This is a genomic window from Chryseobacterium polytrichastri, assembly GCF_900142445.1.
GTDB lineage: Bacteria > Bacteroidota > Bacteroidia > Flavobacteriales > Weeksellaceae > Chryseobacterium > Chryseobacterium polytrichastri.
Genome location: NZ_FRAV01000043.1, coordinates 17,232 through 42,620, shown reverse-complemented (window position 1 = coordinate 42,620; position 25,389 = coordinate 17,232). Strand labels below are relative to the sequence as shown.

Annotated in this window: 19 protein-coding genes; 15 read left to right on the top strand and 4 right to left on the bottom strand. The window is 32.4% G+C overall.

Annotated features, from left to right (window positions below):
- Positions 1 to 137: 137 nt before the first annotated feature.
- The 9 genes from BUB80_RS20010 to BUB80_RS19970 all read left to right on the top strand — a co-directional run bounded on the left by BUB80_RS20010 (position 138) and on the right by BUB80_RS19970 (position 11,276).
- Positions 138 to 377 carry an efflux RND transporter permease subunit gene (locus tag BUB80_RS20010; RefSeq protein ID WP_262484446.1) on the top strand — a complete coding sequence of 80 codons (240 nt, stop codon included), beginning with the start codon at positions 138 to 140 and terminating at the stop codon, positions 375 to 377.
- Positions 378 to 409: 32 nt separating this feature from the next.
- Positions 410 to 754, top strand: coding sequence for a YciI family protein (locus BUB80_RS20005; protein ID WP_083547298.1), 345 nt, complete (start codon positions 410 to 412; stop codon positions 752 to 754).
- Between the two features lie 580 nt (positions 755 to 1,334).
- Positions 1,335 to 2,873, top strand: a complete 1,539-nt coding sequence (locus BUB80_RS20000; protein WP_073296889.1) for a hypothetical protein — start codon at positions 1,335 to 1,337, stop codon at positions 2,871 to 2,873.
- A 163-nt stretch (positions 2,874 to 3,036) separates the two neighbouring features.
- Positions 3,037 to 6,156: a LodA/GoxA family CTQ-dependent oxidase gene (locus BUB80_RS19995; protein WP_073296886.1), complete on the top strand. Its 3,120-nt coding sequence runs from the start codon at positions 3,037 to 3,039 to the stop codon at positions 6,154 to 6,156.
- A gap of 2 nt (positions 6,157 to 6,158) precedes the next feature.
- Positions 6,159 to 7,280 (top strand): NAD(P)/FAD-dependent oxidoreductase, encoded by a 1,122-nt coding sequence (locus BUB80_RS19990; protein WP_073296884.1) that lies wholly within the window; start codon positions 6,159 to 6,161, stop codon positions 7,278 to 7,280.
- 474 nt (positions 7,281 to 7,754) lie between these two features.
- Positions 7,755 to 8,063 (top strand): hypothetical protein, encoded by a 309-nt coding sequence (locus BUB80_RS19985; protein ID WP_073296881.1) that lies wholly within the window; start codon positions 7,755 to 7,757, stop codon positions 8,061 to 8,063.
- 332 nt (positions 8,064 to 8,395) lie between these two features.
- The gene (locus tag BUB80_RS19980) at positions 8,396 to 10,549 is read left to right on the top strand and encodes a hypothetical protein (protein WP_073296878.1); all 2,154 of its coding nucleotides are present in this window, start codon (positions 8,396 to 8,398) and stop codon (positions 10,547 to 10,549) included.
- The gene (locus BUB80_RS19975) at positions 10,546 to 10,803 is read left to right on the top strand and encodes a hypothetical protein (protein ID WP_073296875.1); all 258 of its coding nucleotides are present in this window, start codon (positions 10,546 to 10,548) and stop codon (positions 10,801 to 10,803) included. Before BUB80_RS19980 ends, BUB80_RS19975 begins: the two co-directional genes overlap by 4 nt.
- Before the next feature lie 194 nt (positions 10,804 to 10,997).
- Positions 10,998 to 11,276: a hypothetical protein gene (locus tag BUB80_RS19970; RefSeq protein ID WP_073296872.1), complete on the top strand. Its 279-nt coding sequence runs from the start codon at positions 10,998 to 11,000 to the stop codon at positions 11,274 to 11,276.
- A gap of 763 nt (positions 11,277 to 12,039) precedes the next feature.
- Here the strand turns inward: BUB80_RS19970 and BUB80_RS19960 are convergent.
- Entirely contained in the window at positions 12,040 to 13,080 is a 1,041-nt protein-coding gene (locus BUB80_RS19960) for a LamG-like jellyroll fold domain-containing protein (RefSeq protein ID WP_073296867.1), read from the bottom strand.
- A 132-nt stretch (positions 13,081 to 13,212) separates the two neighbouring features.
- Here BUB80_RS19960 and BUB80_RS19955 point away from each other — a divergent pair, with 132 nt between their 5' ends.
- From BUB80_RS19955 to BUB80_RS19930, 6 genes are all read left to right on the top strand, one after another.
- Positions 13,213 to 14,673, top strand: coding sequence for a hypothetical protein (locus BUB80_RS19955; protein ID WP_073296865.1), 1,461 nt, complete (start codon positions 13,213 to 13,215; stop codon positions 14,671 to 14,673).
- Positions 14,561 to 15,250, top strand: a complete 690-nt coding sequence (locus tag BUB80_RS19950; protein WP_317043911.1) for a sensor histidine kinase — start codon at positions 14,561 to 14,563, stop codon at positions 15,248 to 15,250. The genes BUB80_RS19955 and BUB80_RS19950 overlap by 113 nt, the downstream gene beginning before the upstream one ends.
- Before the next feature lie 4 nt (positions 15,251 to 15,254).
- The gene (locus BUB80_RS19945) at positions 15,255 to 15,881 is read left to right on the top strand and encodes a response regulator transcription factor (RefSeq protein WP_073296862.1); all 627 of its coding nucleotides are present in this window, start codon (positions 15,255 to 15,257) and stop codon (positions 15,879 to 15,881) included.
- A gap of 166 nt (positions 15,882 to 16,047) precedes the next feature.
- The gene (locus BUB80_RS19940; RefSeq protein ID WP_073296859.1) at positions 16,048 to 17,184 is read left to right on the top strand and encodes a helix-turn-helix domain-containing protein; all 1,137 of its coding nucleotides are present in this window, start codon (positions 16,048 to 16,050) and stop codon (positions 17,182 to 17,184) included.
- A gap of 101 nt (positions 17,185 to 17,285) precedes the next feature.
- Positions 17,286 to 18,719, top strand: coding sequence for a serine hydrolase domain-containing protein (locus BUB80_RS19935; protein WP_073296857.1), 1,434 nt, complete (start codon positions 17,286 to 17,288; stop codon positions 18,717 to 18,719).
- A gap of 71 nt (positions 18,720 to 18,790) precedes the next feature.
- Positions 18,791 to 20,302: a serine hydrolase gene (locus BUB80_RS19930; protein WP_073296854.1), complete on the top strand. Its 1,512-nt coding sequence runs from the start codon at positions 18,791 to 18,793 to the stop codon at positions 20,300 to 20,302.
- A 103-nt stretch (positions 20,303 to 20,405) separates the two neighbouring features.
- Here BUB80_RS19930 and BUB80_RS19925 read toward each other — a convergent pair whose 3' ends face one another.
- The 3 genes from BUB80_RS19925 to BUB80_RS19915 form a co-directional block, all read right to left on the bottom strand.
- Positions 20,406 to 20,924 carry a DUF2911 domain-containing protein gene (locus tag BUB80_RS19925; protein WP_073296851.1) on the bottom strand — a complete coding sequence of 173 codons (519 nt, stop codon included), beginning with the start codon at positions 20,922 to 20,924 and terminating at the stop codon, positions 20,406 to 20,408.
- Between the two features lie 34 nt (positions 20,925 to 20,958).
- Positions 20,959 to 22,650, bottom strand: a complete 1,692-nt coding sequence (locus BUB80_RS19920; protein ID WP_073296848.1) for a sodium:solute symporter family protein — start codon at positions 22,648 to 22,650, stop codon at positions 20,959 to 20,961.
- A gap of 100 nt (positions 22,651 to 22,750) precedes the next feature.
- Entirely contained in the window at positions 22,751 to 25,255 is a 2,505-nt protein-coding gene (locus tag BUB80_RS19915; protein WP_073296845.1) for a PIG-L family deacetylase, read from the bottom strand.
- Positions 25,256 to 25,389: the final 134 nt, after the last annotated feature.

Genomic DNA, 25,389 nt, shown 5'->3' with positions numbered 1-25,389 from the left:
TTCAGATTACAACTTAGAGGCGTGCGAGATAAATCGTTTTTCCTTTTTAGATTATCTAAACTTTTTGCGTAGTCCCCAAGTTTTGGAACTGATCCTTTATCAGTTTATCACGAATCCAGTTTAAGAATTCACTCTTATTGATAGATTTTACCAATCAACTCCGTATCGAAGGAAAAAGCATTGATGAAGCAATTCATATAGCAGATGAAACACGTTTCCTTCCGGTTATATTAACCTCTATTACCGTAATTTGTGAATTGATTCCAATCGCAATGAATCCAAACCCTCAGATAGCACCTCTTGCCATTGTTTTGATCGGATGGCTTATAAGTTCAACAATTCTTTCAAGAATCGTAACACCTATATGTATAAGTTGATACCACCAAACCTAGAACAAGAATAAAATAAGATGGGAAATCTAAAAGAGTTTATGTTGATATTTAGAATTTCAAAAAGCGAATATACAACTGTAAAAGAAAATGATGCGGTATTGCATCAGGAATGGAAAAAATACATTGCAATGATAGCAGCACAAGTTAAATTAGTCAATGTTTCAAGATTAAGTGATGAAGCGGTTGTAATAAGTGAACAATCTGTAGAAAACAAAATTCCCGATGAAGATGACTTATCAATTAATGGAAATTTAACCTTAAAATCCGAAACTATAGAAGAAGTTATTTTGATAGCAAAAAAATGTCCCATATTATTAATCGGTGGAACAGTCGAAGTGAGAGAAACAATAACAATAAAGTAAAGAATTACATACTATTAAAACTAGTTAAATAATTACAATAAATGCTTTGAAGATATCTTCAAAGCATTTATTTCTATTTGTCAAAACATGTTTACAGAGATTCTTTTAGATGCTATAATTTCCCACAATCTAGTTGAAGTTCATGAAATTACAAGATAAGAAATTCAATTAAATACCAAATAAAAATTTAGTAACCATTCCATAATACATTACTTCAAAATTCAGTAATAATACTGAATTATTTTTACAGAAATTATATTAATATTGTTTTATTGATAAAGTATAAACTAAACCTATTAGCGCAGGTTGGGGATTGATGTTATTCCCTATGCTTTTACCTATAGGTCATAATTTAGCCATGATTTTAGTAACTATTATTATGCTAACAGAGCATATGGAACATCCTCGAGTTCCTAAATGGGAAATTAATTTCAGACTAAAATTTTACAATTTATATTGTATAAAATGGGATTCGTAAAACAGTGTAATAATTTTTTTAATAATCACCCTGTTTATAACTAAAGAATGTTATTGCAATTTTAAAAATATAATCAACTAAAAACTAATAATCTAAATAATCATGAAATTAAAATTAAAAAAACTGATGCTTTTGAGCATTACAACAGCTACTTTACTGGGGCTTACATCTTGTAAAAAAGAGACTTACTCTACAACTAAAACAAGCTTAGCAAGTATTTTTGAAGATTACAATAAGAATAATGAAATTAAAAATACAGTTGATACCATAGTTCTTGACAATGATCAAATGTTTGTTGACTGGTCTTGGCAAAAATTTTTATGGTTAACGTCAAATACCGAAGATAATGTTCCTGTATTTATGAAAGAATTAAAACAGGTTAATGATTTTGGCGAAGAAATAAAAATAGATTCTTTAAAAAAGAAAGGATTACCATCTTCATACATAAAAGATGGTAAATTACCATTAATCTTAGATTTGTTTCAACAAGCAGACGGAACAAAATTGAGCAGCAAGAGCAACTCTCTTGTAAGATATTCGATACATGCTAATGACGGAATATTAGAGATGTTTAATTCTGCCGACGCATCATCAATTATTAACCAAGCAGCTGAAATACTAAAAAATGATAGCTTAAAGCGTTCTATTCGTGAGAGTAAAAATCAATATCCAGTTGGTGCTACCGAAATTAAAATAGCTTGGATAGAAACATCTCAAGTAGTAGATTCTAGTAAAACTTTTAATATAACTGCAATTGTTAATCAAGCTAATAAAAATTTCTACGAAAATTATAATAACGCTGAGCTAAAAAGAATGTCTATGATTGGTTTTCATATATTTACAGTTACAGCAGAGCACCCTGAAGGAGTATGGTCAACTTTTGATCAACGAGATTTAGCACCAGATAGAACAAGTTTTCATGGAGACCCTGTAAATTCTAAATCAGATAAATACACATTATTCGATGGAGCCTCTGTTGGAAATACAGAAGATGGAATTATTCAAGATAGAACCACTCTTACTCCAAAAGTTAAAAATAAAGTATTTCAATCCTATCCTGAAGGAGTTAGATATAATCAGGAATCTCAAGGAATGGACGTTATTAAAGAAGATAAAGAGTTTGCTACAATGATTAAATCTAGTAACGAATTAGCTAAAAAAGTCCTTACGAATAATAAAGTTAAAATATGGGCGAATTATAAATTAGTTGGCTCTATATGGTCAAAAACTAATGCTCCAATTAATGAGTTGCTGGATGGAAATTTATCAAAACCATATGGTACCGGTAATGGGCAAAGTTTTGGTAGTTTAGATTTAGCAAATGTCACTATGGAAACCACATTCCAAGCAGAAGGAATGAATTGTTTTACTTGTCACTCTATGAATAATAATTTATATAGAACAAATGCATCAAAAAAAATAAATGTTAAGTCTCCTTTAATTAACTCACATTTATTTGAAAAATATGCAGAATTAAAAGCAGCATTATTAGCAATTCAAGGAACAGCCAAAACTGAAATAAATAAAGGATTGAATACTAATACAATAAAATCTTATAATAATATAGATGAAATTAATAAGTTAAAAAATAACATAAGGGAATCATCTCGTGAAGAAGCTAGAGAATTACTTAAAAAGTAGTTATAATACCATCAAAATACTGGATTAGTATTTAATTTTAAAAATATTTACTTTAAATAAGTCAAAAAAAAAGAAAGACACAAATTCGATCCAGTATTTAAGACAAAAGTAGCTCTACAAAAACCATGATGAGTTAAATAACAAATTAATTAAAACTAAAAAAATGGAAAAAAAATACATATCCGATCTTAAAGCTCAGTTCATAGATACGTACCAAAAAGTTATGATCGAAAATGGTGCAAATCCAGCACCAAGAGCCGTATTCAGAAAACAACATGGTGTAGTACATGGTGAATTAAGCTTAACCAATAATTTACCTGTTGAAAAATTAATAGGTGATCTTGGTTTCTTTGGTATTAAAGATAATTTCAAGTGTGTAATGCGTTTTTCAAGTGACACAGACCCTAAAAAAACAGATGTAAAGTCTACAATCGGTTTGGGTTTAAAGATTTTTGATTTACCGAATAATGCTGAAGGGTTTGATGGACCAAATACAGATTTTATATTTCAAAATATTGATGTGTTTTTTGCTCAAAATGCACAACAAATGGTAGAATTCACGCAAATTTCCTCTTCTGGTGATATCAACCAATTAAATGAATATTATAGAGAAAACAAAGAATTGAAACGTATTTTAGACCAAATGGAAAAATACGAAGACAGTTGTTTAACCACTGCATATTACCCTATCATACCATTCCGCTTAGGTGAAAAATATATGATAAAACTACGGCTTAAACCAGCGGTTAAAGAAAACTTCCCTGTCATTATGAAGCAGAAAGATTATCTTGCTAAAGATTTACAACAAAAATTATCTAATGATTCTTACCAATTTATTCTTGAAGGACAAATCAAAGAGCTTGATGAAAAAATAGCAGATAATTTACAACTAAAATGGGATGAAAGTTTTATTGAAATTGGTAGATTAAACCTTCCCAAACAAGATTTGAATCTGATTGGAGTGAAAGAACTTGGTGATCATATTAATTTTAATTGCTGGCGTATAAATTCATTAAATCAACCTCTGGGCAGTATTGCTGATGCGAGAAGACATGTTTACAAATATGGTGCAGAAACGAGATACAGTGCTAATGCTTTAGAGTTCAGAGAACCTCTAGGAGAAATTTGCCCTTTTCGTGGACAAAATAAAGATGAAGAAACAGTTGACCACGAAATTGTAAGTGCAGCAATATATCCTTCAATAGGCATTATGCGTGTAGGAAATAGTGATGAGTACTATATAGGGCCACAAGTTCCGGAACCCATCATGTCAAATGATCTTTCTTTTTATCGGGATAGAGAAGGCAAAATTAAAAGACAAGCAGCAGAATTTAGAATATATGGTCTGAATATTAAGGGAGAAGTTGTAAAAGAACTCACCCATCCTAATAGTAAAGACAATGTTGAAATTAGCTGGTCGTGCCATTTAGCCAACCAAAAAGCAGCTTGGTATCAATTCAATCTTGCGTTAGATATTCCGGAAGCAAATGAAGATGAATATAAATATTCATTTAAAAGAAATTCAGACATCCAAGATCGCATGAGCCTCGTTATTGATGGAGGTATAAAAAATATAAATAGCAAATCGATCAACAATTCAGCAAAATTTAAAGGGAAATTTTTAAGAGACACAGAAGTTTATCTTGGAGAAATATTTTTCGATAAGCATTCACCAAATTCCAAAAGATTACATGTACTTGGAGGTAAAGGTATATCCAAAAGTTTTAAAAATGAAATTGCTTTAGACTTTGCAAATAATGATGGTTGGTATGATGACACTTCTGATGGACCGGTAACAGCAACTGTAAAAGTCAATAATAAGGAAATTAATGTAAAACCGGCTTGGGTAATTTGTGCACCTCCAGATTATGCTCCTATGCAACAATCGGTAAGAACAATGTGGGATCTAATGAGGGATCTATCTGTAAGTAAACTTAATTTGCCTTCTCCACCTAGTCCTTCATTCTCTTATGATATATTTCCCATCTTTAAGAGAATGACAGAATTACAATGGGTAAACAAAGGTTTTTTAACCACTTTTGGGTTCAATGGAGCTTATAATTTCAATGAAAATATATGGATTGAAAAATTAAGAGATGGAACTATGAATAACTTAGAATTCAGAAGACAAATGTTTAATCAGTTTAGGCAGTTTGATCTTCCTGGTTCTCAATCTCCAGCTTTATGGCCTTGGTTATATGGAGATGCTACGGAAAGAATAGGAACCGGAAGCCCTAGACAGCATAGTACATTGACAGATCTACAAATCAAAATGTTGCAGCAATGGGTGGATGGGAATTTTATTGATGATTGGGATCAATATAAAATCAATTATATTAGTCCTAAACCTTTAGATGAATATCCTGTAGAAGAGCAAGCTGACTTACTTACAAGAGCTGCTTTAGATTTTTGTTTAGCAGATGCTTTTCATCCTGGTTGCGAAATGACATGGCCGATAAGAATATCTACTATGTATGATTCTCCTTTCAGATTTAAATTTGATAGAAATAATCTTATTAAAGACAACCTTGATTACGGTCCTTTTATAGATCAAACGTTACTTAATAAAATAGTTAATCCTTTCGAATTTCAAGTTGCAGGCGGTATTACACGCTGGATGGCTATTCCTTGGCAAACAGATACAGCTTCTTGTAAAGATGGATACGACAGTTCATATGACTCTTATATTCCAACATTTTGGCCAGCAAGAGTGCCTAATGAAATTATTACTTACAAGCAATTTAAAGCGTTACAGGAAAAACAAGGAAATCCAGAAGAGCAATTAGAAATATTTAATCAACGTTTTGAGTGGTTAGAAGATTTACCTGGTAACCCTACCATTTATTCCCCATATGAAGAAATTATTAATAAAATGATTACTCATTTTGATGCTGTAGGCACAGTGCTACCTATGAAATTAGACGAAACAATTACGAATAACGATAACACTAAAGTTCCAGATACGGTGCAAGTTGCTTTAACCAGCTCATACACTAAAATTATAAATATCATTTTAAAAGAGACCAGACAAAAGCTAATAGATAATGTCGCAAAAGATAAGGTAATTGAAATAATATCAGATAATGTATTAAATTCTTCTAAATTACAAATTGACGAAGATCTAAAAAAAGAAGCGGAACATATATTAAATAACTCAGAAGAATTAGAAAATCTATTGTCAAAAGTTCAACAAACAAATAAAGATTTACAAATAGAATATGTTAAACCAAATCAAAAAATAGTGACTATTCATGAAAGATTTAGAAGACGTTTTAATGCTTAATAATGAATAACGATTTCGACATTATAATTATTGGAGGAGGCATAGCAGGGTGTATCGCTGCTATGCACCTCCATTCGTTTTACAAAATTTTAGTCATTGAAAAACCAGAAAACACAAATGTTTTACATGGGGAAACTTTAGTTGCATCCAGTAGACGTATTTTTAGTGAATTAGGAATTGATATTGATGCAATAATGCAAAATCCATTATTTGGCAAACCTACAATTGGTATGCAATCATATTGGGGAACCCCTTATCCTATCATACAAGATAGCATACAGAATCCTGAAGGTCACGGCTGGTCCATCGATAAGAATAATTTTGTAAATGAATTACAAAAAATAACAAGTGAGCGAGGTATTAAAATCATTAGAGAAAATATCATTAGCGTTGTAGAAGAGTCTCAACAATGGGCTTTGATTACAAAGACAAAGGAGGGTTTTGAAAATAATCATCAAGCTAAATTTATCATAGATGCTTCAGGACGTAGAAGTTTGATGGCTCAAAAAATGAATAGTAAGCATCTCAAAAAAGATCAACTTATTGGGATTCATGGAAGTATACACATTCCAACTGTAAAAGAACTTTCTACGATCTATAGTGTTGAAAATGGGTGGTGGTATATTACCAAACTACCTAATAATAAACACTTGATTAGTTTCTTTACAGATTCCGATTTATGCGATAAAAAGTTGACAAAAGATGGAGAATTTTTTAAAAATTATTTTTTAGCCGAAAAAGATTTAATTAAAATTTTAGAAATTGAAGAAGAAACATTAGATTATGAATTTTTAGGTACAAAAGCATCCCATTCGTCCTATCTTAAATTTCCAGTGCAATTGAATTGGATAGCAATTGGAGATGCATGTTTAACCTTTGATCCATTATCCTCTCAAGGAATGTTTAATGCTTTAGCAATGGCTGCTCAATACTCCAAATTGATCATTAAATCGAATGTAGTTCATACCTTATCAGGAAACATTAAAAATGCATTTATAGCAGAATACAATCGTATTGCAGAAAATATTTGGTCTCGTTATGAATATCATCATTACATCTATTACAAGATGGAAAAAAGATGGCCAAACCAATTATTTTGGAATAGACGTCACTATTTTAAATAAGCATTATTGATGATATTAAGTTATGAGATTTACTTAAAAATTAAAGTAATTCTATACTTTAGTGTACCAAATTATATTTTCAATCCAATTATCTATTAATTAAAATCTTCATTCAACATTGAAAGACAGTCGAAGTTAAATATATTTGAAATATATCTATTTTGATTGTTACACAGAAGAAAAAATTAAATTGCAAAAAACTTTACAACTACAAGAAACTTAATGCTAGATTCGGAATTGCCAATTCTTGTTTAATTTGGCTTAATCGAATTAAATCATCAATAAAAGTGTTTGAAGATACGCTCGTCAAGGTCACTAAATTCTAAAAGATAATTTTTCAAACTATTGAAAAACAAATAGTTGAAAATTCTCTTTTTTGTTTTTGTATCCGAATTTTCAAAATATGCTTTTTTAAAGCTATTTGAACTTAATTAAATCTATTTAAATCTCGATTATCATTTAAGCACCAAAATAATGTCCATTACTCTCAAAGTAATCATACATACACCAGTATTATTTTTTGCGCAGGAAGAAAAATCAAAAGAAACCGCTAAAGAATGTGATTTACCTAAAGACTTCAAAGAGCCAATCAAAAACAACCGATTAAAAAAGTTCGTGGTAATTGACAACGGAGTTGAGGAAAAAGAAGTAATCATTATCCGAGCACAAAACGGTTTTGGTAGCGGAATTTACACCGCTTGTGTAAAAGGTCAGCCAATCAAATACCAAAAGATGGATACGGTATTTATGAGAGAGGGCAACAACCCGTTCAAAAGCAATTAATCTTGAGCCTTGACCGCATTTTGATCGGGGCTTGTTTTTATCCCTGCAAACACTTATAAACACAGGGCTAACAAAGAATTTACAACATAGTATCAATACACCCTAAAATCTACATCAACTGTTATCTTCCTCTAGCAATCCTCAAGTCTTTCCAAATGGGAAAATTTGAAGAAAAAAGACGGTATATTTTATCGCTCTGCAAATATTTTTCAAATTATTATTACAAAATACTTCAAAAAAGAATTATTAAACACGTCAAGTTTTGGCGCAGTCAAGATTTAGCTTTGCTTTAGAAACATTTAAACAAAATATTAATTACTAAAACACAGCTTATGGAAGAATTTGATGGCGAATTTGGTGATTTATCCCAGTTCAAAATACTCTCTTTGGAAGAGGTAAATCAAGGATTTACAGGAAACAATGCTTTTACCAACACAATTATCAACAAAGATAACTCTCCTGATTATAGAAGCCCATTTCACGATTATAGAAATACTCCTTTAGGATACTCTTATCTTACTGATAACCCAGTATCAGTTTTTGCATCAACAGATGTAAATGACAAAGGAGTGAAAGGATATGAGTATCAAGCTCAGGTATTACCTTGTGAAAATGGCTCACAAGTATTGGGAAGTTATAATGCAAACAAAAGGGAGCCCCAAAGTCTTTTCCTTTTTTATGAAAAGCCAGATTCAAAAAAATCCAACTTTGCAGGTGGCTTTTACATTGCCAAGATGGGAGATTATTTTGTCCAGCTTTTTAAGAGATTTCCTGAGCCATTACCTTCTAACATTGGCGGAAAATTCTTTAAGAACATTACTTCTATGGAGGATGAAGCTGCTTACTTGGCACAGTTAGCTTATACTTATTATGGGGATAAGATTAATGCAACACTTGTTCGTGATGCATTAATGAGAGAGTATCAGTTTTATACTGGTGACAGAAGATTTGAAGAAATCATAGGAAATATAATATCGATTCCCGCTGATGCCTTTGGATGGTCTGCAGAGCAATTAGAAGGTTTAAAGCCTACAGAGAAGAATTACAATCCCGAATCAGAAGATTATACTCCTTTAGTTCCTCTTGTAATTGGTGTTGGCGTAATTCCTATACCGATCAACATGAATAAGGCATCTCAATTCTTTGAAAGTTTAGGAAATAATCCTTTTGTTCAAGGAACACAAGTTGCCTTTGCCCAAGTTTGGGAATTAGTAAAACAGGCAGCAAGTAAGGTTAAAGACGCTTCTATTGAACATCTTCCTGATGCTTTCAAAGGACTTGTAGATAAAATTAGCAGTATCATTAATACTATTAAGAATTTTCTTGGTGATATTAAAGAAGAATTGGTAGAATTGGCAAAAAAAGGAGTTGAAGTTCTTAAAATAGCAAATGCGTTTTACTGTGGCATTAACAGTGGCATCGTTGGGCTTTTACAATGTATTTTATATATCTTACAGTTTCTTTTCCAACCAACAACAACTTTTTCTTATGAGCAGTACAAAAACAGGAGGGATTTGCTGGAGAAAGCAGAAGATGTATTAGACTGGATTCTTGAAAATGGTCCTATATTTTTGAAAGGAGTTAAAAATCTATTCAGTTCAAGTGGAGGTATCTCTAAGTCTGACTTTGAAAGGATGTTTAACATGCTAAAACAGTATTGGGATAAAACATCTCGTTATACAGTTGCATATTATTCAGGAGTTATTGCTTTTGAGTTTATTATCAATATTTTACTTCTGATTTTTACGGAAGGTGCAGGTAACATCATAAAAGGAACTACTTACGTACAAAAAGCTGCAAGTCTGTTAAAAGTAATTACAAGGGAAGCAATGTCTGCTGTAACATTAGGAATTACAGATTTATTAACGTTTCTTTCACGATTTATTATTAGATTTGGAAAGGCATGTGCAAAAGGATTCAAATCTTTTATAAAATGGGTGGAGGAACTATTTTCTGGATTAAAAAAAGGCAAGAGCCTTGATGAAATTTTTGAAAATAGTCATATTGAAGGAATTGGTCAGTATGGAGGCAAAATTTTATCTGAGACCGAGATAGAAGATTGGGCTAAAATTTTAAAGAAGAAATTCGGGACTAAGCTTGAAAGAGTTGAAAGCTTTGATAATCCTACTGTATTGGCTGCTTTTGACCCGAACACTAATACTGTAAAATACGTTGATAATGTAACAGAGTATTTTATAACTCATGAATCTTATCATGCAGAAGAAATGCATTTAATTGGATTTGATGAATATGTTAAAAATGGACACGTTGAAAATACGGACTTTACCATTTTAAATCAAATTCGTGAATATGAGAGAGAAAAATTTGTATATGATCTATTTCATAAAAATAAGAGAAAATTAACTTTAACTGATGAAGAAAAATATCATGCCTATTGGTATTTTGACGTTTTAGCAGCAAGACTAGAACTAGCATTAAAAAAATTAAATATGAAACACCCAATTCCAGAAGTAAAAAAATTATGAACGAACAATCTTTAATAGAAAAAGTAATAGATTACTTAAAAGACAATGATATCTCTTTTCAAGAAAACACAGTAGAATATTGTGGTATCAAAAAGAATGTAATGATAAAAGAAAAAACAAAAGACATGCATTTTGTTGGTTTTTGTATTCCGACCGAAACAGGTTATACACAAACATCATTTATTTTTATTGATATAATTAGTAATAAAATTGAACTTTTATTGACTCCTCAGTATATGAGAGAGATAGGGTAATCATAGTCTAAAACATTTCCTAATCATATAAGAAATAGTTTTAGATTTTATAGCAATAATATGTTTGTTATTACTGAGAATATTTTTATAAACAAATGGTAATTTGAATTTCTTGAACTCCCAAATTCCCCTAGCTGATTGCTGATGTAGAAAAAAGATTATAAAATTTATTTCTCAAATTAGAAATATTAAAAATGAAAGAACAAGCACTTATAGAACAAGTTGAAAATTATCTTTTAGATTCAGATACAAATTTTGTTAAAAATAGCGTTAGATATGTAGGAGTTAGAGAAAATCATGTAATTTCTAATGAAAAACCTAAAGATTATTATTTTCTAAACTATGACGCAGTCGCTGACGAAAATAATCAATATAGTACACAATCATATTTTGTATTAATAGATAAAATATCTAAGAAGATTTCTTATATATTAGGACCACAATCATTGGAAAAAATTGAAGATACTGAGTAAAAAGTATTTCGATGCTGAAAGTATTTTTATGAATTAGGTAAATTTTAATTTAAAATTCAGATACATTTAAAATTTTTGCAACGCATTGCTGATATATATATATATGAATAGTTATAATTATTTAGATTCATAAATTATTATAACTATTCATATATTCATCCAAATAAATATTGTGTAACGTTCTTATCAACCTGTTTTTATTTCTTATGTACTGTTGAACAAAATCTTTTATAATAAATATATCAGCCATAATCACCATATATGCAATCATAAATAAAGCTATCAAAAGGCTTCGAGCCCCCTCTTTAAAATCCTGCATATCTTTTGCAAAATCTAAAAATTTGGATAAAAAAGCACCTGTAACAATTGAGACAAAAATTACTATCGCTTGTATTGTAATTGTGTAAGAATACTTTGTTTGTTGACTAAGGAGTTTATCTATCAGAAAAAGCAAGTTATCTTTTTTATTAAAACATCTCCCAATAATTCTTTTAATTTTATTTTTTGGATTTCTAGTAATGAGTTAAAGATATAATTATTGTTTGAGTTCAAAATTGAGCTATTCATTAAATAACTTTATAATTCTATCAAGATCTTCTAGAAATTGGTTCGAAGATAATACTGTCAAGTTCACCAAAAGACGCCAACTAAAACAGTTAGCGCCATTTTTCTTAAGATACTTTTAATAAATTTCCAGTTCTTAAAATACCAAAATATAGATTAGCTTAAAATATTTGACCAGCCTATTCTGGTTTTGAATTCTTTATTTTTTAATGACTTTTATGGTCTCAAGACCTTGTTCAGTTTTTACTCTAATCAAATAAGAGGCTGGAGTAAGGGATGACAAATTAATTTCTGCTTCAACGCTGTTTGTTTTTTGTTTTATAACAGTTTGTCCTAGAAAGTTAATCACTTCAACATTTAAAATTGGCTGTTTTGATATCAGGAACAACTTGTTTGTAGCAGGGTTAGGAAAGAATTTAAAATTCGTTTTTTCTATTGAGGATACATTTGACACATTTAAATAACCAGAACAAATAGTTCCGGTATTTATAACACTATTACCCAACCAGTTAGAGGAGTTTCCGTTTAAAGCAAAACCATTAAGAGTTCCATGGTAATTATTTCCACTGCTGTCTAGCAAGGTTGTTACGGAAGCATTATTACCATTAGCGATGCCCTGATTAAATTTATAATACGCAATTAATCCTGTTTGTGGACCTGACAGCTCACAATTCATATGGTTTGTTATTTCACCGGGAGACAAAGCTCTATTCCAGATTCTTACTTCATCTACAGTTCCTGTAAAACTATTTGCCCCATCATTAAAAGCGCCTAACCTAACCATGTTTCCCCCATCTACTGGATCAACATCAGTATTAGTAGATCTCAATTGTCCATCTTTGTATAATTTCAGTGTAGTAGTAGCAGCATCATAAGTTACTGCAACGTGATGCCAAGTATTAATAGAAAATGGAACACTGTCTTCTACAGCATACCAATCACCGTTATGCCCCGCAGAAAGTTTACCTGAACTATTGGGTATCCAGAAAGCGTGCAGCCCATCTGAATCACCTCCAGAAATAATATTATTTTGGCTGTTTAAACTTTTCACATAAATCCACGCTTCTTTCATGTAAGATAAAGGCAAAATGTTACCACAGCTTACATAATCATTTACGCCGTCAAAATCTAGCGCCGAACCTTGCTGGGAAAATCCAACTTGGAAAATTAAAAGAAAACAGGCAACCCAAATTTTTTGAAAATTTAGTTTGAATGGCGTAAAAAGTATTTTACTTTTCATAATAATAATTTTATTAATTAAGTCACAAAATTGTATTATTCTTCCGGAGATTCATACAAGGGTAAACCCCTGAATTGAAGATTGTATAATTTTCAATATTAGAAATTGATACATTTGTAGAAAAATATAGGTATGCCTACGATTAAGAAAATCATATTCTTATTCATTGCTTTTTTCACATTATCCTGTAGAGAAAAAAAGGAAATTTTTTATTTTGAAAAAGTAACTCCGTCAAAAGAAGAGCCTACAAAAGTTTGGTTAAGAAAAAATGAAAACTATAACACAGATAAAGAACGTTACCTGAAAGTTTCTTTGGACTACTATCAAAGTAAAATTGCTAAAAGTGATTATCCGAACGCTTCCAAAATTCTAGATCTAGTGACTACCAAATTTGTTTATTTTTATGATTTTGATGCTCGTCTTACCAAAGTTGTAAAAGAATTTGACGAAAGGTATAGGAGTGAATTGCCACCCATAAAAACAATTTACATTGATAGTTATTATGGCAATTTAGAATTTGACAGAGACCATCTAAACAAGGCTAAGGATTACTTTTTAAAAATTACAGACTTAGAGCCAAATGACTACAGAAGTTGTTACAAAATAGCCCGTGCTTATTATGATTTATCATATACTTATTTTGTTTTAGGGGATTTAAAAAACAGCATAGAAGCGAATGAAAAATCAAGAAGCTACTCCATAAGAATCAGAGACCAGGAAAGTATAGCTTCTGTAGAATCAAATTACATTAATATTTACAAAGCAAATGGTTCTTTTCAGAAGGCAGTCGCAAGTGCGGATGAAGTGATAAAGATATCCAAAGGAATCAGGAACACTTATGATTATTTTATGGGCAAATATAACAAATGCTCTGTTTATGGCTTTTTTAATAAGCATCAGTTGAAAAATAAATACATCCACAAAACTTACAAAGAATACATAGCCAGCAAATATGATAATGATGTACTTCTGCTTTGTATTTCTGATTACGAAATAGAAGCTTTAATTGAAGAAAATAAATTAAACGATGCCAAAACAGTTTTAGACAGAATAAAGCCTGTTGCAGAAAAAAACACCTCTCAGAATTGGCAAAAGGATTACCAGGCGACATTAGCTCTCTATCAAATCAATAAAGATGTAAAAACCTGTAACACAAAATATATAGAAAATTCACTGCCCAATTTGCTTGAACATAAAAACTACGAAAGAGCCAACCTATTTTACGATGTTTTATTAGAAAAAGCTATTCAAAGCAGAGATCTGGACAAAGTTGTTTTTTATAATAATGAAGTTTACCGTACAAAGGACAGCTTATCGAGCGCAAAAAGTAAGCTGATCAATTTAGAGCTCGCTGCAAAATATGAAACTAAAGAAAAAGAGCAGGAAATTAACCTCCAACAAGAAACTATTATCAATAAGAATGCTGTTATCATGGCTTTAATACTCGTTTTTATTGCATTGTTATTAGCAATTATTATTTATTATTTATTATTTATTATTTATTATTTATTATTTATTATTTATTATTTATTATTTAAAACAAAAACAAAAGAAATTATCTTTAGAAAAAGAACGATCATTACAATTTACTAAAAACCTTCTGGATAAAACCGAGGAAGAACGTAAAAGAATTGCATCTGATCTCCATGATAGCGTGAGCCATGAACTATTGTCGCTTAAGCATTCATTTGAGGTAAGCCAACTTCAATTAAACGAAAAAGTAGATAGCATTATTAATGACATCAGAGCAATCAGCAGAAATTTACATCCCGTTCTTTTTGAAAAAATAGGACTCGAAGCCAGTTTAGAACAATTCATAGAACGTATCCAGAATACCCATCTTTTTATGATCTCATCCGAAATCAATTATCAAGATGGTCTTACGACTGAAAAAGAATTACAAATCTATAGAATTGTGCAGGAAGCTGTTTCAAATATTATAAAATACGCAGATGCTATCGCGGCAAAAGTAATTTTAACTGAAAACAAAGACATCGTTATTTTAGAAATTATTGATAATGGAAAAGGTTTTAATGTAAAGGAAACTCTGGAAAAAAAGGATTCTTTTGGTTTACACAATATGATAGAAAGAAGCAAAGCAATTGGTGGGCAAGCTCATATCACGTCAACTGATAAAGGCACAAAAATAGTGGTTCAAATAAAAAAATAATACAATGAAAATTCTAGTTGCAGACGATCATCCTTTAACCCTGAATGGAACCGTTGCTTACCTTACCAATTTGGGATATAACGTAGTGAGTGCTTGCTCTAATGGAACTGCAGCACTTAATTACATTCAGATTTATTTGCCGGATGTTGCTATTTTAGATTTAAATATGCCGGGATTGGACGGATTGGAAGTGGCAAAAAATGTAATGGAAAATAAATGGCGTACTAAAGTTATCATCCTTACCATGCACAATGAGATTGGAGTTCTGAACAAAGCAAAAGAATTTGAAGTAGATGGTTATATTTTAAAAGAAAAAGCGACTCCTGATTTAGAAAAATGTATGAACGAAATTGCTTTAGGAAAGAAATATTATTCCGGAGCTTTACTTCAAAATTACACGATAGAACACACAGATAACCTCGGCAAACTCAACCTATTAACACTTTCTGAAAGAAAAATAATAGAATTAATAGCTGCTCAAAAAACAAGTAAGCAAATTGCAGAACTTCTGTTCCTGTCCGAAAAAACAGTAGAAGGACACCGTACCAGAATTATAGAAAAATTGGGTATTCCAAAAGAAAAAAATGCATTACTGATTTGGGCAATACAGAATTATAAAAAACCCTTGTAGGCTTAAAAATAAGTATTCAAAACGAAAGAGTTGTCATTTACAACAATACTTCTTTTAGAATTTGGGCGGAATATTTTTAACATTTAATAAAGCAGAAGGATAAAACCATCTATACGTCTTTAAGTTTTCCTATTTAAATATTAAATTGCACCCACGTTAAAAGACCATGGACAAATACAGCTTTTTGGAAATAACAGCATTGATAGGAATATTTTTGGTGCTGTTTCTTGCCTTATTTTTATTGACTGTAAAAACTAAGCACAAACTTGCAAATTGGCTTCTTGCCTTTTTTCTTTTTACAAATGCTGTGGATGCTTGTAAATTTTTGATGCGTGATTTCCCTGTTAATTTCATTAACCTCGAGGCTTTTCGTTGGAGTATTAACTATTTGGTTCCGGCATCGTTTTATCTTTATGTATTGTCCGTTTGTTTTTCCAAATTCCGATTAAAACCGAAACATTTATTGCATACCATTCCGTTTGTTGCTTTCAATTTGTATATGATGTCTGGGATATATTTTGAAGATAGAGCTACGAAAGTGAGTTTCATAAATACGATGAATCAAACGCCTATCATGCATTTTTTTTATTTCCTTTTCGAATTTCTATTTCAAATTTATTTTATTGCTTCGTTTCTGGTTATTAGAAAGTCTAAAACCGTCTATCTCGAGAATTATACAAATCCAAATATTTCTATCTTAAATGCACTTTACAAAATAACAATTCTATATTATGTCTTACATTTTTTAGTGCTTATAAGATGGCTGGTTAGTTTGATCTTTGGCTGGGGAGAACTCAGGCAATGGATTGTTACTCTTGACGGATTTGCTTTTCTCTTTTGTACCTGTTGGTACCTATTTGTCGCATTAAATAATCCTGAATTTTTCAGAGGAGTGAATTCTCAATTGAAACCTATCGTAGATCTAATTCCAAAACAAAAATCTTCTCCCATAATTGATGATGAAAAAAATAAGCAAATCCTAGCTTTGAAAGAATTGATGATTAAAAATGAACCTTATTTAAATTCTTCATTAACGATTCAGGATTTGGCAGAACAACTAAATATGCCCGTCAAAGATTTATCGGCATTGATTAATCTATATATGAATAAGCACTTTTTTGATTTCATTAATGAATATCGAATCGAAAAAGCTAAAGAAATATTGAAAAATCCTTTGCAAAAAGAACTGACTATTTTAGAAATTCTTTATCAGGTTGGTTTCAATTCCAAATCATCGTTTAGTACTTCTTTTAAAAAACATACGGGCACAACTCCGACAGATTTCAGAAAAAGCTTAAATTAATTCGTTTTTTTCTGACAAATGGGTTCGACTTTTTTTAATCGGTCGCGTACTTAAGTGTTTTAAAGCATCTTTGCTGAAAGTTTTTTAAAAATATAATTTCAATGAAGAACAAGCTTTTCTTATTATTAACAACTGTTTTATTGACAAATACGCTTTCTGCCCAGGGGTTAAATAATCCAAAAGAAACAAAGAAGATACATCAAAATTCGACTGAACAAAAATCGGAAATCAATCAAATTGATTCCTTAATGACAAAATCTTACGAAAGAGGTTTGTTCAATGGAAATGTCCTTATTGCTAAAAATGATAAAATTATTTATCAAAAATCATTTGGCTTTACCGATGAAACGAGACAAACTTCTTTAAACAAGAAGTCAATATTCAACATTGGCTCTATTGCAAAGGAATTTAATGCGGTTGCCATCATGATTTTGGTTGAACGTGGTCTTCTTAATCTTGATGACAAGGTATCCAAATTTAATTTAGGATTACCAAAATGGGCAGAAAAAGTTTCTATACGTCATCTGATTAATTACGCCAGTGGTATTCCTCCAATCGAACGATTAAAACCCGAAAATGATGCGGAGACATGGAATATTTTGAGAAGTAATGATAGTCTACTCTTTGAACCAGGAACCAGTTACAGGTATGATAATGGCAATGTCTTTTTGCAAAGAAGAATTATTGAAAAGGTAACCGGAATGTCTTTTCAGCAATTTGTCATTAAAAACATTGTTAAACCTTTGAAAATGACCAATTCGGTATTTGATCCAACATTTGGCTCTAAAAACAGAACCTCTTGTTATGATATGGACAATGTCCGATGCCCAGAATTGAAATTTATTAGCGGCTGGCTCTGGGTAGATATCAATGATTTCTATAAATGGACTGAAGCAATGAATTCTAATCGTTTAATATCCAAAAAATCCTTTCAAACTTTGTTGAGTAACCCATACGCAAAAGAGGAAGGCGGATCACTTGGCCAATACTTTGAAAAAGATAGACTACAAAGACACAATGGAATTTCTTATAAATTTGAATCCATCTTTTTAAACGATTTTAAAAATAAAATTACGATAATTCTGGTGTCCAATAATCTCAATAGAGTTTGGGATTTAGGACATATTATTCACAACTTAATGTTAGGGAAAGAGTATGAAATTCCTAAAAAATCTATTTATCAAGCGATAAGAAAAGAATCTCTCAACGACGTAAATAAAGGGATAGAGACTTATTATTTACTCAAAGAAAAATCTAAAAATGAATATAGTTTTGAGAACCCGGGAGAACTTAATAAGTTAGGATATGAACTATCAAGACTCGGAAAAATCAATGAATCTATAACAATATTTAAATTGGCGACCAATGAGTTTCCTAAAGATGCCAATCTTTTCGATAGTTTAGGAGAAGCCTATTTTACAAATAAGCAATATGATTTAGCATTAGAGAGTTATAAAAAAGCAATCAGTCTTGGCGGAACCAATGGTAATGCTGAAAAAATGATCGATAAAATAGAGAAAGAAATAGGGAAGTAAAACAGACACAAATGTAACAACATCCTTTTTTGAATTGTCTTATAAATACAAAATAAATTAACTATTTCTAAATGAAAAAAATACACCTAATCCTACTGCTTTCTTTATCGTTTAATGTTTTTGCCCAAAATGTTAAGGATAAAATAAAATCATTCGAAAACAATCTGCTCAGTTGGGATACATCGAAAACAAAAAAATGGACGCTAAAAGAAAGAATGGCTTTCTACAATATGAATGCGGTAAGCATTGCAGTCATAAAAGATTATAAGATAGAATGGACAAAAGCTTATGGTTATGCGGATGTTGCAGAAAACAGAAAAGCTACCCCGCAAACACTTTTTCAGGCAGCATCTATTAGCAAGTCTATCAACAGTCTCGGTCTTTTAAAATTGGTTGAACAAGGAAAATTAGGGTTGGACGATGACATCAATAATTATTTAAAAACCTGGAAATTCCCATACGATTCGCTTTCAAAAGAGAAAAAAATTTCTATTGCAAATCTATTGAGCCATAAAGCTGGCTTATCTGTTCATGGCTTCGGAGGCTATCAACAAGAGAAAGAATTACCTACCCTGATACAAATTCTCGATGGACAAAAACCAGCCAACTCTCCTGCGGTGCGGTCTGTGTTTGAGCCCAACATTAAATTTCAATATTCAGGGGGTGGAACAACCATTTCACAATTAATCCTTGAAAACACTACAGGAGAAAAGTATGAAGATTATATGTTGAAAAACATTTTGACCCAGTTAGGGATGAACGAAAGTTCTTACCATCAACCGCCTTCTTCAGATAAAGAAAAATTGCTTGCAACGGCTTATAACAATGGAAAAGAAGTAAAAGGTAAATATCATATTTATCCTGAAAAAGCCGCAGCCGGTTTATGGACCAACCCAAATGATTTGGCAAAATATATCATCGAAACACAGTTGTCATTAGTAGGTAAATCGAATAAAGTTTTATCAAAGGAAATGTCTGTAAAGAGAATTGAGAATAATTACGGTGTGTTTCTGAATGATTTCAAAGGCACAAAATATTTCAGTCATAGTGGTGGAAATGAAGGTTTTATGTGTTATTATATTGGAAGTATTGAAGACGGAAACGGTCTAGTTGTAATGACTAACGGTAATAATTTTAAACTAATAGATGAAATTCTTTTAAGTATTGCCAGTTTGAACCAATGGAAAAATTATCCCATTGAACCTCAAAAAGAATCCATTGCCTTAACCATTAGAAAAGAATGTTTAAAAAATATCGATAAAGGAATTGTGTTGTACCAAGAGCTGAAAAAGAATAATCCAAATGACTATAACTTCTCCAATGAAAATGAACTCAACGGGCTTGGTTATGAATTTCTAAAAGATAATCAATTAGATGTAGCACTTAAGATTTTTACCTTAAATATCAATCAGTTTCCAAAGTCAGGAAATATGTATGACAGTCGTGGTGAAGCTTATTTTAACAAAAAAGAATACACATTATCAAAAAGCGATTATCAGAAATCATTGGAACTTGATCCAGCCAATCAGAATGCAAAGGAAATGGTTTTGAAAATCAATCAACTTTTGACCACTCAAAAATAAATTATACTTTTTAATATTTAGTGATTGTAATTTTTGAGACAATATCAAAATTCAAAACAAAAAAATCCCGTATTAACGGGATTTTAATTTCTGATATTCAAATTTATTTGATCTCTACAGGAACTGAGATTTTATCCCAATCCATTGTGAATCCATTACTGTTTATTTTATAAACTAAAGTTTCCTGTGTTGCTGGTAAAGCTTTTGTTTTTACATCAACACGTAAAGCATCTTTAGCTTCTTCGTATTTATAAGCGCCCCATTGTTTTGGCTCTTTGTTAAAAATCGCAGTCCAGGTTCCGCTTTCTTTAGGGATTAAGAAAAAGCTGTATTTACCCGCAGGCAATTTTTTACCCTGAACGGTAATGTCCTTACTGGTTTCGAAAGTCGTTGCTTCATTGGCACCTGCACGCCAAACTTTATTATAAGCTTCTAAACCACCCCAGATTGTACGCCCTTTAACAGAAGGACTGCTATAAGCTATGGTAATGTTTGCATCTTTAATTTTTCCCGTTGCAGTAGCTGGAGGGCTGGCAGGTTTTTTAGTGTCCTGTGCAAAGGCATTCATGGAGATTGTCATTGTCGCAACAAGGACAACAGCAGATTTAATGATCGTTTTCATACTATTTTATTTATTTGTTTTAATTGTTTTTCGTTTACGAATTTACTGCTTTCGGCTTATAAAACAATAACCCGATTGTCGAAAATATAATTACCGCCGCTGCCCCGATTACATTCAACCAAAGGAAAGAAACAATATCGAATTGATAAACGGCAATAACCGTAATTTCTGATAAAATTGCAGAAATAAATACATTCGCTCCGTTGATTTTTTTATAGTAAAAGGCGACAAGAAAAATCCCCAATATCGGGCCGTAGAAAAGAGAACCTAATACATTAACTGCTTCAATAAGGGAACCCATTTGAGTGGCAAACATAGCTACACCTATTGAGAAGATCCCCCAGGCTAAAGTGTGCAGACGACTGTATTTCAATTCGGTTGCATCATCAGGGATTTCTTTTTTGAATATCAAATGAACATCTTTTAATGAGCAAGCGGCAAGGGAATTTAACGCTGCCGAAATTGAACCCCAGCTGGCCAGAAAAATGACGGCAAACAGTAAACCGATCATCCCTACAGGCAAGGTATTTTTTACGAAATACAGGAAAATATAATTGGTATCTGTTTTCTCCGCATTATAGTTTGATTGATTAATTGCTTCCTCTACCCTACCGTGAAGTGCTTTTACCTGAGTTTGTGTATTTTTAAAATCCTGAATTGTTTCTTTAAGTTGAGGAGAATGGTTTTCTTTCAGTTTTAGAATTTCTTTTGATTCTGTATTAAATTTTATTTGCAAATTCTGATGCTCTTTTTCAAATTCCGCAGCCTGTTCAGGTTTTGTTTCTTTTAAATGTTGATATGAGCGTTCGTTAAAATAAATCGGAGCTGGTTTTAGAGAAAAGAAAGCGAAAAGCAAAGCACCAATCAGGAGAATAGCAAATTGCATCGGAATTTTAACCAATCCGTTCAACAGCAAGCCCATTTTTGCATTGGTGTCGTCCTTCGCAGTAATATACCTCCCGACCTGACTTTGATCCGTCCCGAAGTAAGAAAGTGCCAGAAAAAAACCACCAATCAATCCGCTCCAAATATTGTATTTATCCTTCCAATCAAATTCCGTGGTGATTACATTGAGCTTTCCGGATTTGCCCGCCAGATAAAGGGCATCCTTAAAACCAATTCCATTCGGCATATTTTCAATAAGCAAATACCCTGCAAAAGCCATGGTTCCCAGAATAATCAGAAACTGTAGTTTTTGGGTATGAGCGATCGCTTTTGCACCGCCAACATAAGTGTAAATCAACAGAATACCACCTGTTAAAACATTGGTTAAATAAATATTCCAGTTTAAAACGCTTGATAAAATGATACTCGGAGCGTAAATGCTGATTCCTGTTGATAAGCCTCTGGAAAAAAGAAAAAGCAGTGAAGTAAGCACCCTTGTTTTTTTATCAAAACGGTTTTCTAAATATTCATAGGCAGTGTACACATTTAAGCGCTGAAAAATCGGGATGAAAGTAATACAGATCACAATCATCGCCAAAGGCAAACCAAAGTAATACTGAACGAAACGCATGCCGTCTGTATACGCCTGACCCGGTGCCGAAAGAAAAGTGATGGCACTTGCCTGCGTGGCCATAATGCCTATCAGCACAATATACCAAGGCATTTTATTGTCTGCTTTCAGGTATGATTCGTTGCTTTTTTGGCCACGACCGATAAACACGCCGTAAACCACCACTGCAACCAGTGTAACAATAAGAACTGTCCAATCTATCGTACTCATGCCCAAAATTTAGTAAACAAATAATAAAATACAATCTGAACTACTAATGCAGCTGCTAATAATACGTACCACGTATTCCAATTTTTAAGTTGTTTGTTCATCAGTTTTTCTGTGCAGATAAAAAGTTTAAAAATAATCGTGCCGCCCCAACATTTCCTGCAGGCAACTGTCTGAAAAAAGCCAACGGTGTATAAATAAAATTACCCTTTCCGTATTTGGCATATAAAGTTGATCCCTGCAAAGGCTCTTCATTGGTATCGTGCATTTCAAAAAGCGGTTCATATGCTGAATCCCATTTGTCAGGGAAATAGGCACCGCGCTCCTGTACCCAACCTTTAAAATCATCCGCAGTAATTTTGTTCGGAAAATTCAGTAATTTATGATTTGGATTTAAAAATGTAACCTCAGCATTTTCTTCGGTAACACGCTTATTGGCAATACTGAAATTGTACATTCCCAATTGGTCAACCGTTGTATCCTGGTTGGTGTTGTATTGCATCACCAAATTACCTCCGGCCTTCACATAAGACCATAAAAAAGGCATCCAGCGGCCCAGCTTTTTCTCTGTGTTATTGACACGAACACCCAGTACGATGGCATCATATTGCGATAGCTTGTTTTGACTACCATTTCCGCCAGCTTCATCTAAGTTGCCATAAAAATCTTCATCTTTCAGGACATCTACCTGAACACCTGCAATGCGTAGGAACTCAGGAATGAAATCGCCCGCACCTTGTATGTACCCGACTTTTTTAACCTTCGCCTGAATATCACCTTTCATTACGGTTACAGTGGCAGGCGTAAAATATTGTAATGAAGGTAAATGCGGATACTGAATTAATATTTGTTTTTTATTATAAGTGACTCCATCTGCAACAAAATTGGCGTCCAATTGCAAACGAGATGAATGTATTGAGGTAAGCTTCGATTTTGGAATAACATAATCGACGGTAAAATCTTTTCCATTCATTGATTTTAAATCACCGCCGCCCAATCGTTCTCCGTTATACATCAGATTAACTTTACCATTACTAAACTGTTTGTTGGAATTAACCTTAAAATTTAAACTCAAATGTAAATCCTCATTTTCTTTGACCAGATAAAGCGGTTGTGTAAATTTCAGTTCCAATGCAGGAACAATGCGTAAAGCTTCGACCACATCACCACGCACCGGATCTAATTTCTTGAAGGATAAAGGAAGTTTAATCTGAAAATTTTCCGAACCGATTTTTAAACCAAGCAAAACATTCAACGGTGATTCTGCCTCAGGCAAACCGATTAAAGTATCATTCGGAACAGAGAAAGTTCCTGCATTCGTGGGAGATTTTGCCAACCAATAAGGTTCTGTGAGTGCTGCATTTGCAGGAATCTGAATATCATGCTGAATGGTAATTAAAGAATCTTTTGACAGTTTTCTGTTGAAGCTTTCCGATTGATTTAACCATTCCACTTTTTCTAAAACAACAGGGTTTGCAGCTCTTGAAATCAAATTTAATCTGAAATTATAATGATCTCCCGCAACAGCTTCAGCCTGATTGGTAACCACCTCGCCCATAAACCCCGCACAGCTTACAATGATATTGTCGAGAGATTTAAGTTTATCGCTTTTCAGGTCTACATCTTTAAGAGCAGCAACCTTTTTTCGTAAAGCAAGCAAAGCAGGTAAACTCTGGTCTGGCTCGTTGAAATTGAAAGCTGAAATAATGTTGTCTAATGATTGGTCGATATCAGCGTTTCCTTTTGTAGTCCATGTTTTAACTACTCCATCAAAAAGTGTTGCTTTTGCAGGCTCGCCAATAACATGCGAAAAATATTCAGTTCTGATGCCGGCTACAGACTGTGTTCCTGCACCCTGGCTTTTATGTAAACTTCTGCTTAATCCTGCCAATTCACCATAGCCCATTCCGAGTTGCGCATCATATTGCCCAACCGTGACTTTCAGTTGGTTTTCAGCTGTCGTATTGACCGCACCAAATCGGAACGTATTCCACAATACCCGTTTTGGTTGCCATGTATTAACATATTTTAGTTGATCTGGGAAAGCCGTTTTATCGCCAGCCAGCTTAAAAGCTTTTTCCGCAACCACAGCCGAAGCTGCATGTTGTCCATGGCCTGCCGCAGCAGTAGGAGGAAAACGACAAATGATAACGTCGGGACGGAATTTACGGATTACCCAAACTACATCAGCCGTAATGCTATCTGCATCCCATTGTTTAAAGGTATCGGTCGTATTTTTAGAGAAACCGAAATCAATCGCCCGGGTAAAAAACTGTTGGGCGCCGTCTAACTTTCTTGCCTCTAAAAGCTCATGCGTTCTGATTAAACCCAATGCAGCACCCTGCTCTGTGCCCAATAAATTCTGACCACCATCACCTCTCGTTAAAGACAAATAGCCAGTTTCTACATTTTGATCGTTGATTAACCAGGAGAGTAATCCTGTATTTTCATCATCGGGATGAGCCGCAAGGTATAAAACTTTAGGCAGCTGTTTAAGTGTTTTGAGTTCACGATAAATTTCAGATGATTTTGAGGGTCGAACCTGTTGGGCCGAACAAAAAACCGTATACAATCCAAGGATAAATACAGTGCTTACTTTTTTGAACATTTAATTTTACTTTGCAGGGCAAATATAAGTAAATCATCTTTCTTTCAAACTTAAAAGAATTAAACTGTGAATTTCATAAAAAAAGCTGTTTATTTTTTTATTAAACCACAAAAGCCACAAAAGATTGAAACACT

Coding starts and splice junctions, on each gene's coding strand:
- BUB80_RS20005 (WP_083547298.1), top strand. CDS start 410: ATGGGAAATCTAAAAGAGTTTATGTTGATATTTAGAATTTCAAAAAGC.
- BUB80_RS20000 (WP_073296889.1), top strand. CDS start 1,335: ATGAAATTAAAATTAAAAAAACTGATGCTTTTGAGCATTACAACAGCT.
- BUB80_RS19995 (WP_073296886.1), top strand. CDS start 3,037: ATGGAAAAAAAATACATATCCGATCTTAAAGCTCAGTTCATAGATACG.
- BUB80_RS19990 (WP_073296884.1), top strand. CDS start 6,159: ATGAATAACGATTTCGACATTATAATTATTGGAGGAGGCATAGCAGGG.
- BUB80_RS19985 (WP_073296881.1), top strand. CDS start 7,755: ATGTCCATTACTCTCAAAGTAATCATACATACACCAGTATTATTTTTT.
- BUB80_RS19980 (WP_073296878.1), top strand. CDS start 8,396: ATGGAAGAATTTGATGGCGAATTTGGTGATTTATCCCAGTTCAAAATA.
- BUB80_RS19975 (WP_073296875.1), top strand. CDS start 10,546: ATGAACGAACAATCTTTAATAGAAAAAGTAATAGATTACTTAAAAGAC.
- BUB80_RS19970 (WP_073296872.1), top strand. CDS start 10,998: ATGAAAGAACAAGCACTTATAGAACAAGTTGAAAATTATCTTTTAGAT.
- BUB80_RS19960 (WP_073296867.1), bottom strand. CDS start 13,080: ATGAAAAGTAAAATACTTTTTACGCCATTCAAACTAAATTTTCAAAAA.
- BUB80_RS19955 (WP_073296865.1), top strand. CDS start 13,213: ATGCCTACGATTAAGAAAATCATATTCTTATTCATTGCTTTTTTCACA.
- BUB80_RS19945 (WP_073296862.1), top strand. CDS start 15,255: ATGAAAATTCTAGTTGCAGACGATCATCCTTTAACCCTGAATGGAACC.
- BUB80_RS19940 (WP_073296859.1), top strand. CDS start 16,048: ATGGACAAATACAGCTTTTTGGAAATAACAGCATTGATAGGAATATTT.
- BUB80_RS19935 (WP_073296857.1), top strand. CDS start 17,286: ATGAAGAACAAGCTTTTCTTATTATTAACAACTGTTTTATTGACAAAT.
- BUB80_RS19930 (WP_073296854.1), top strand. CDS start 18,791: ATGAAAAAAATACACCTAATCCTACTGCTTTCTTTATCGTTTAATGTT.
- BUB80_RS19925 (WP_073296851.1), bottom strand. CDS start 20,924: ATGAAAACGATCATTAAATCTGCTGTTGTCCTTGTTGCGACAATGACA.
- BUB80_RS19920 (WP_073296848.1), bottom strand. CDS start 22,650: ATGAGTACGATAGATTGGACAGTTCTTATTGTTACACTGGTTGCAGTG.
- BUB80_RS19915 (WP_073296845.1), bottom strand. CDS start 25,255: ATGTTCAAAAAAGTAAGCACTGTATTTATCCTTGGATTGTATACGGTT.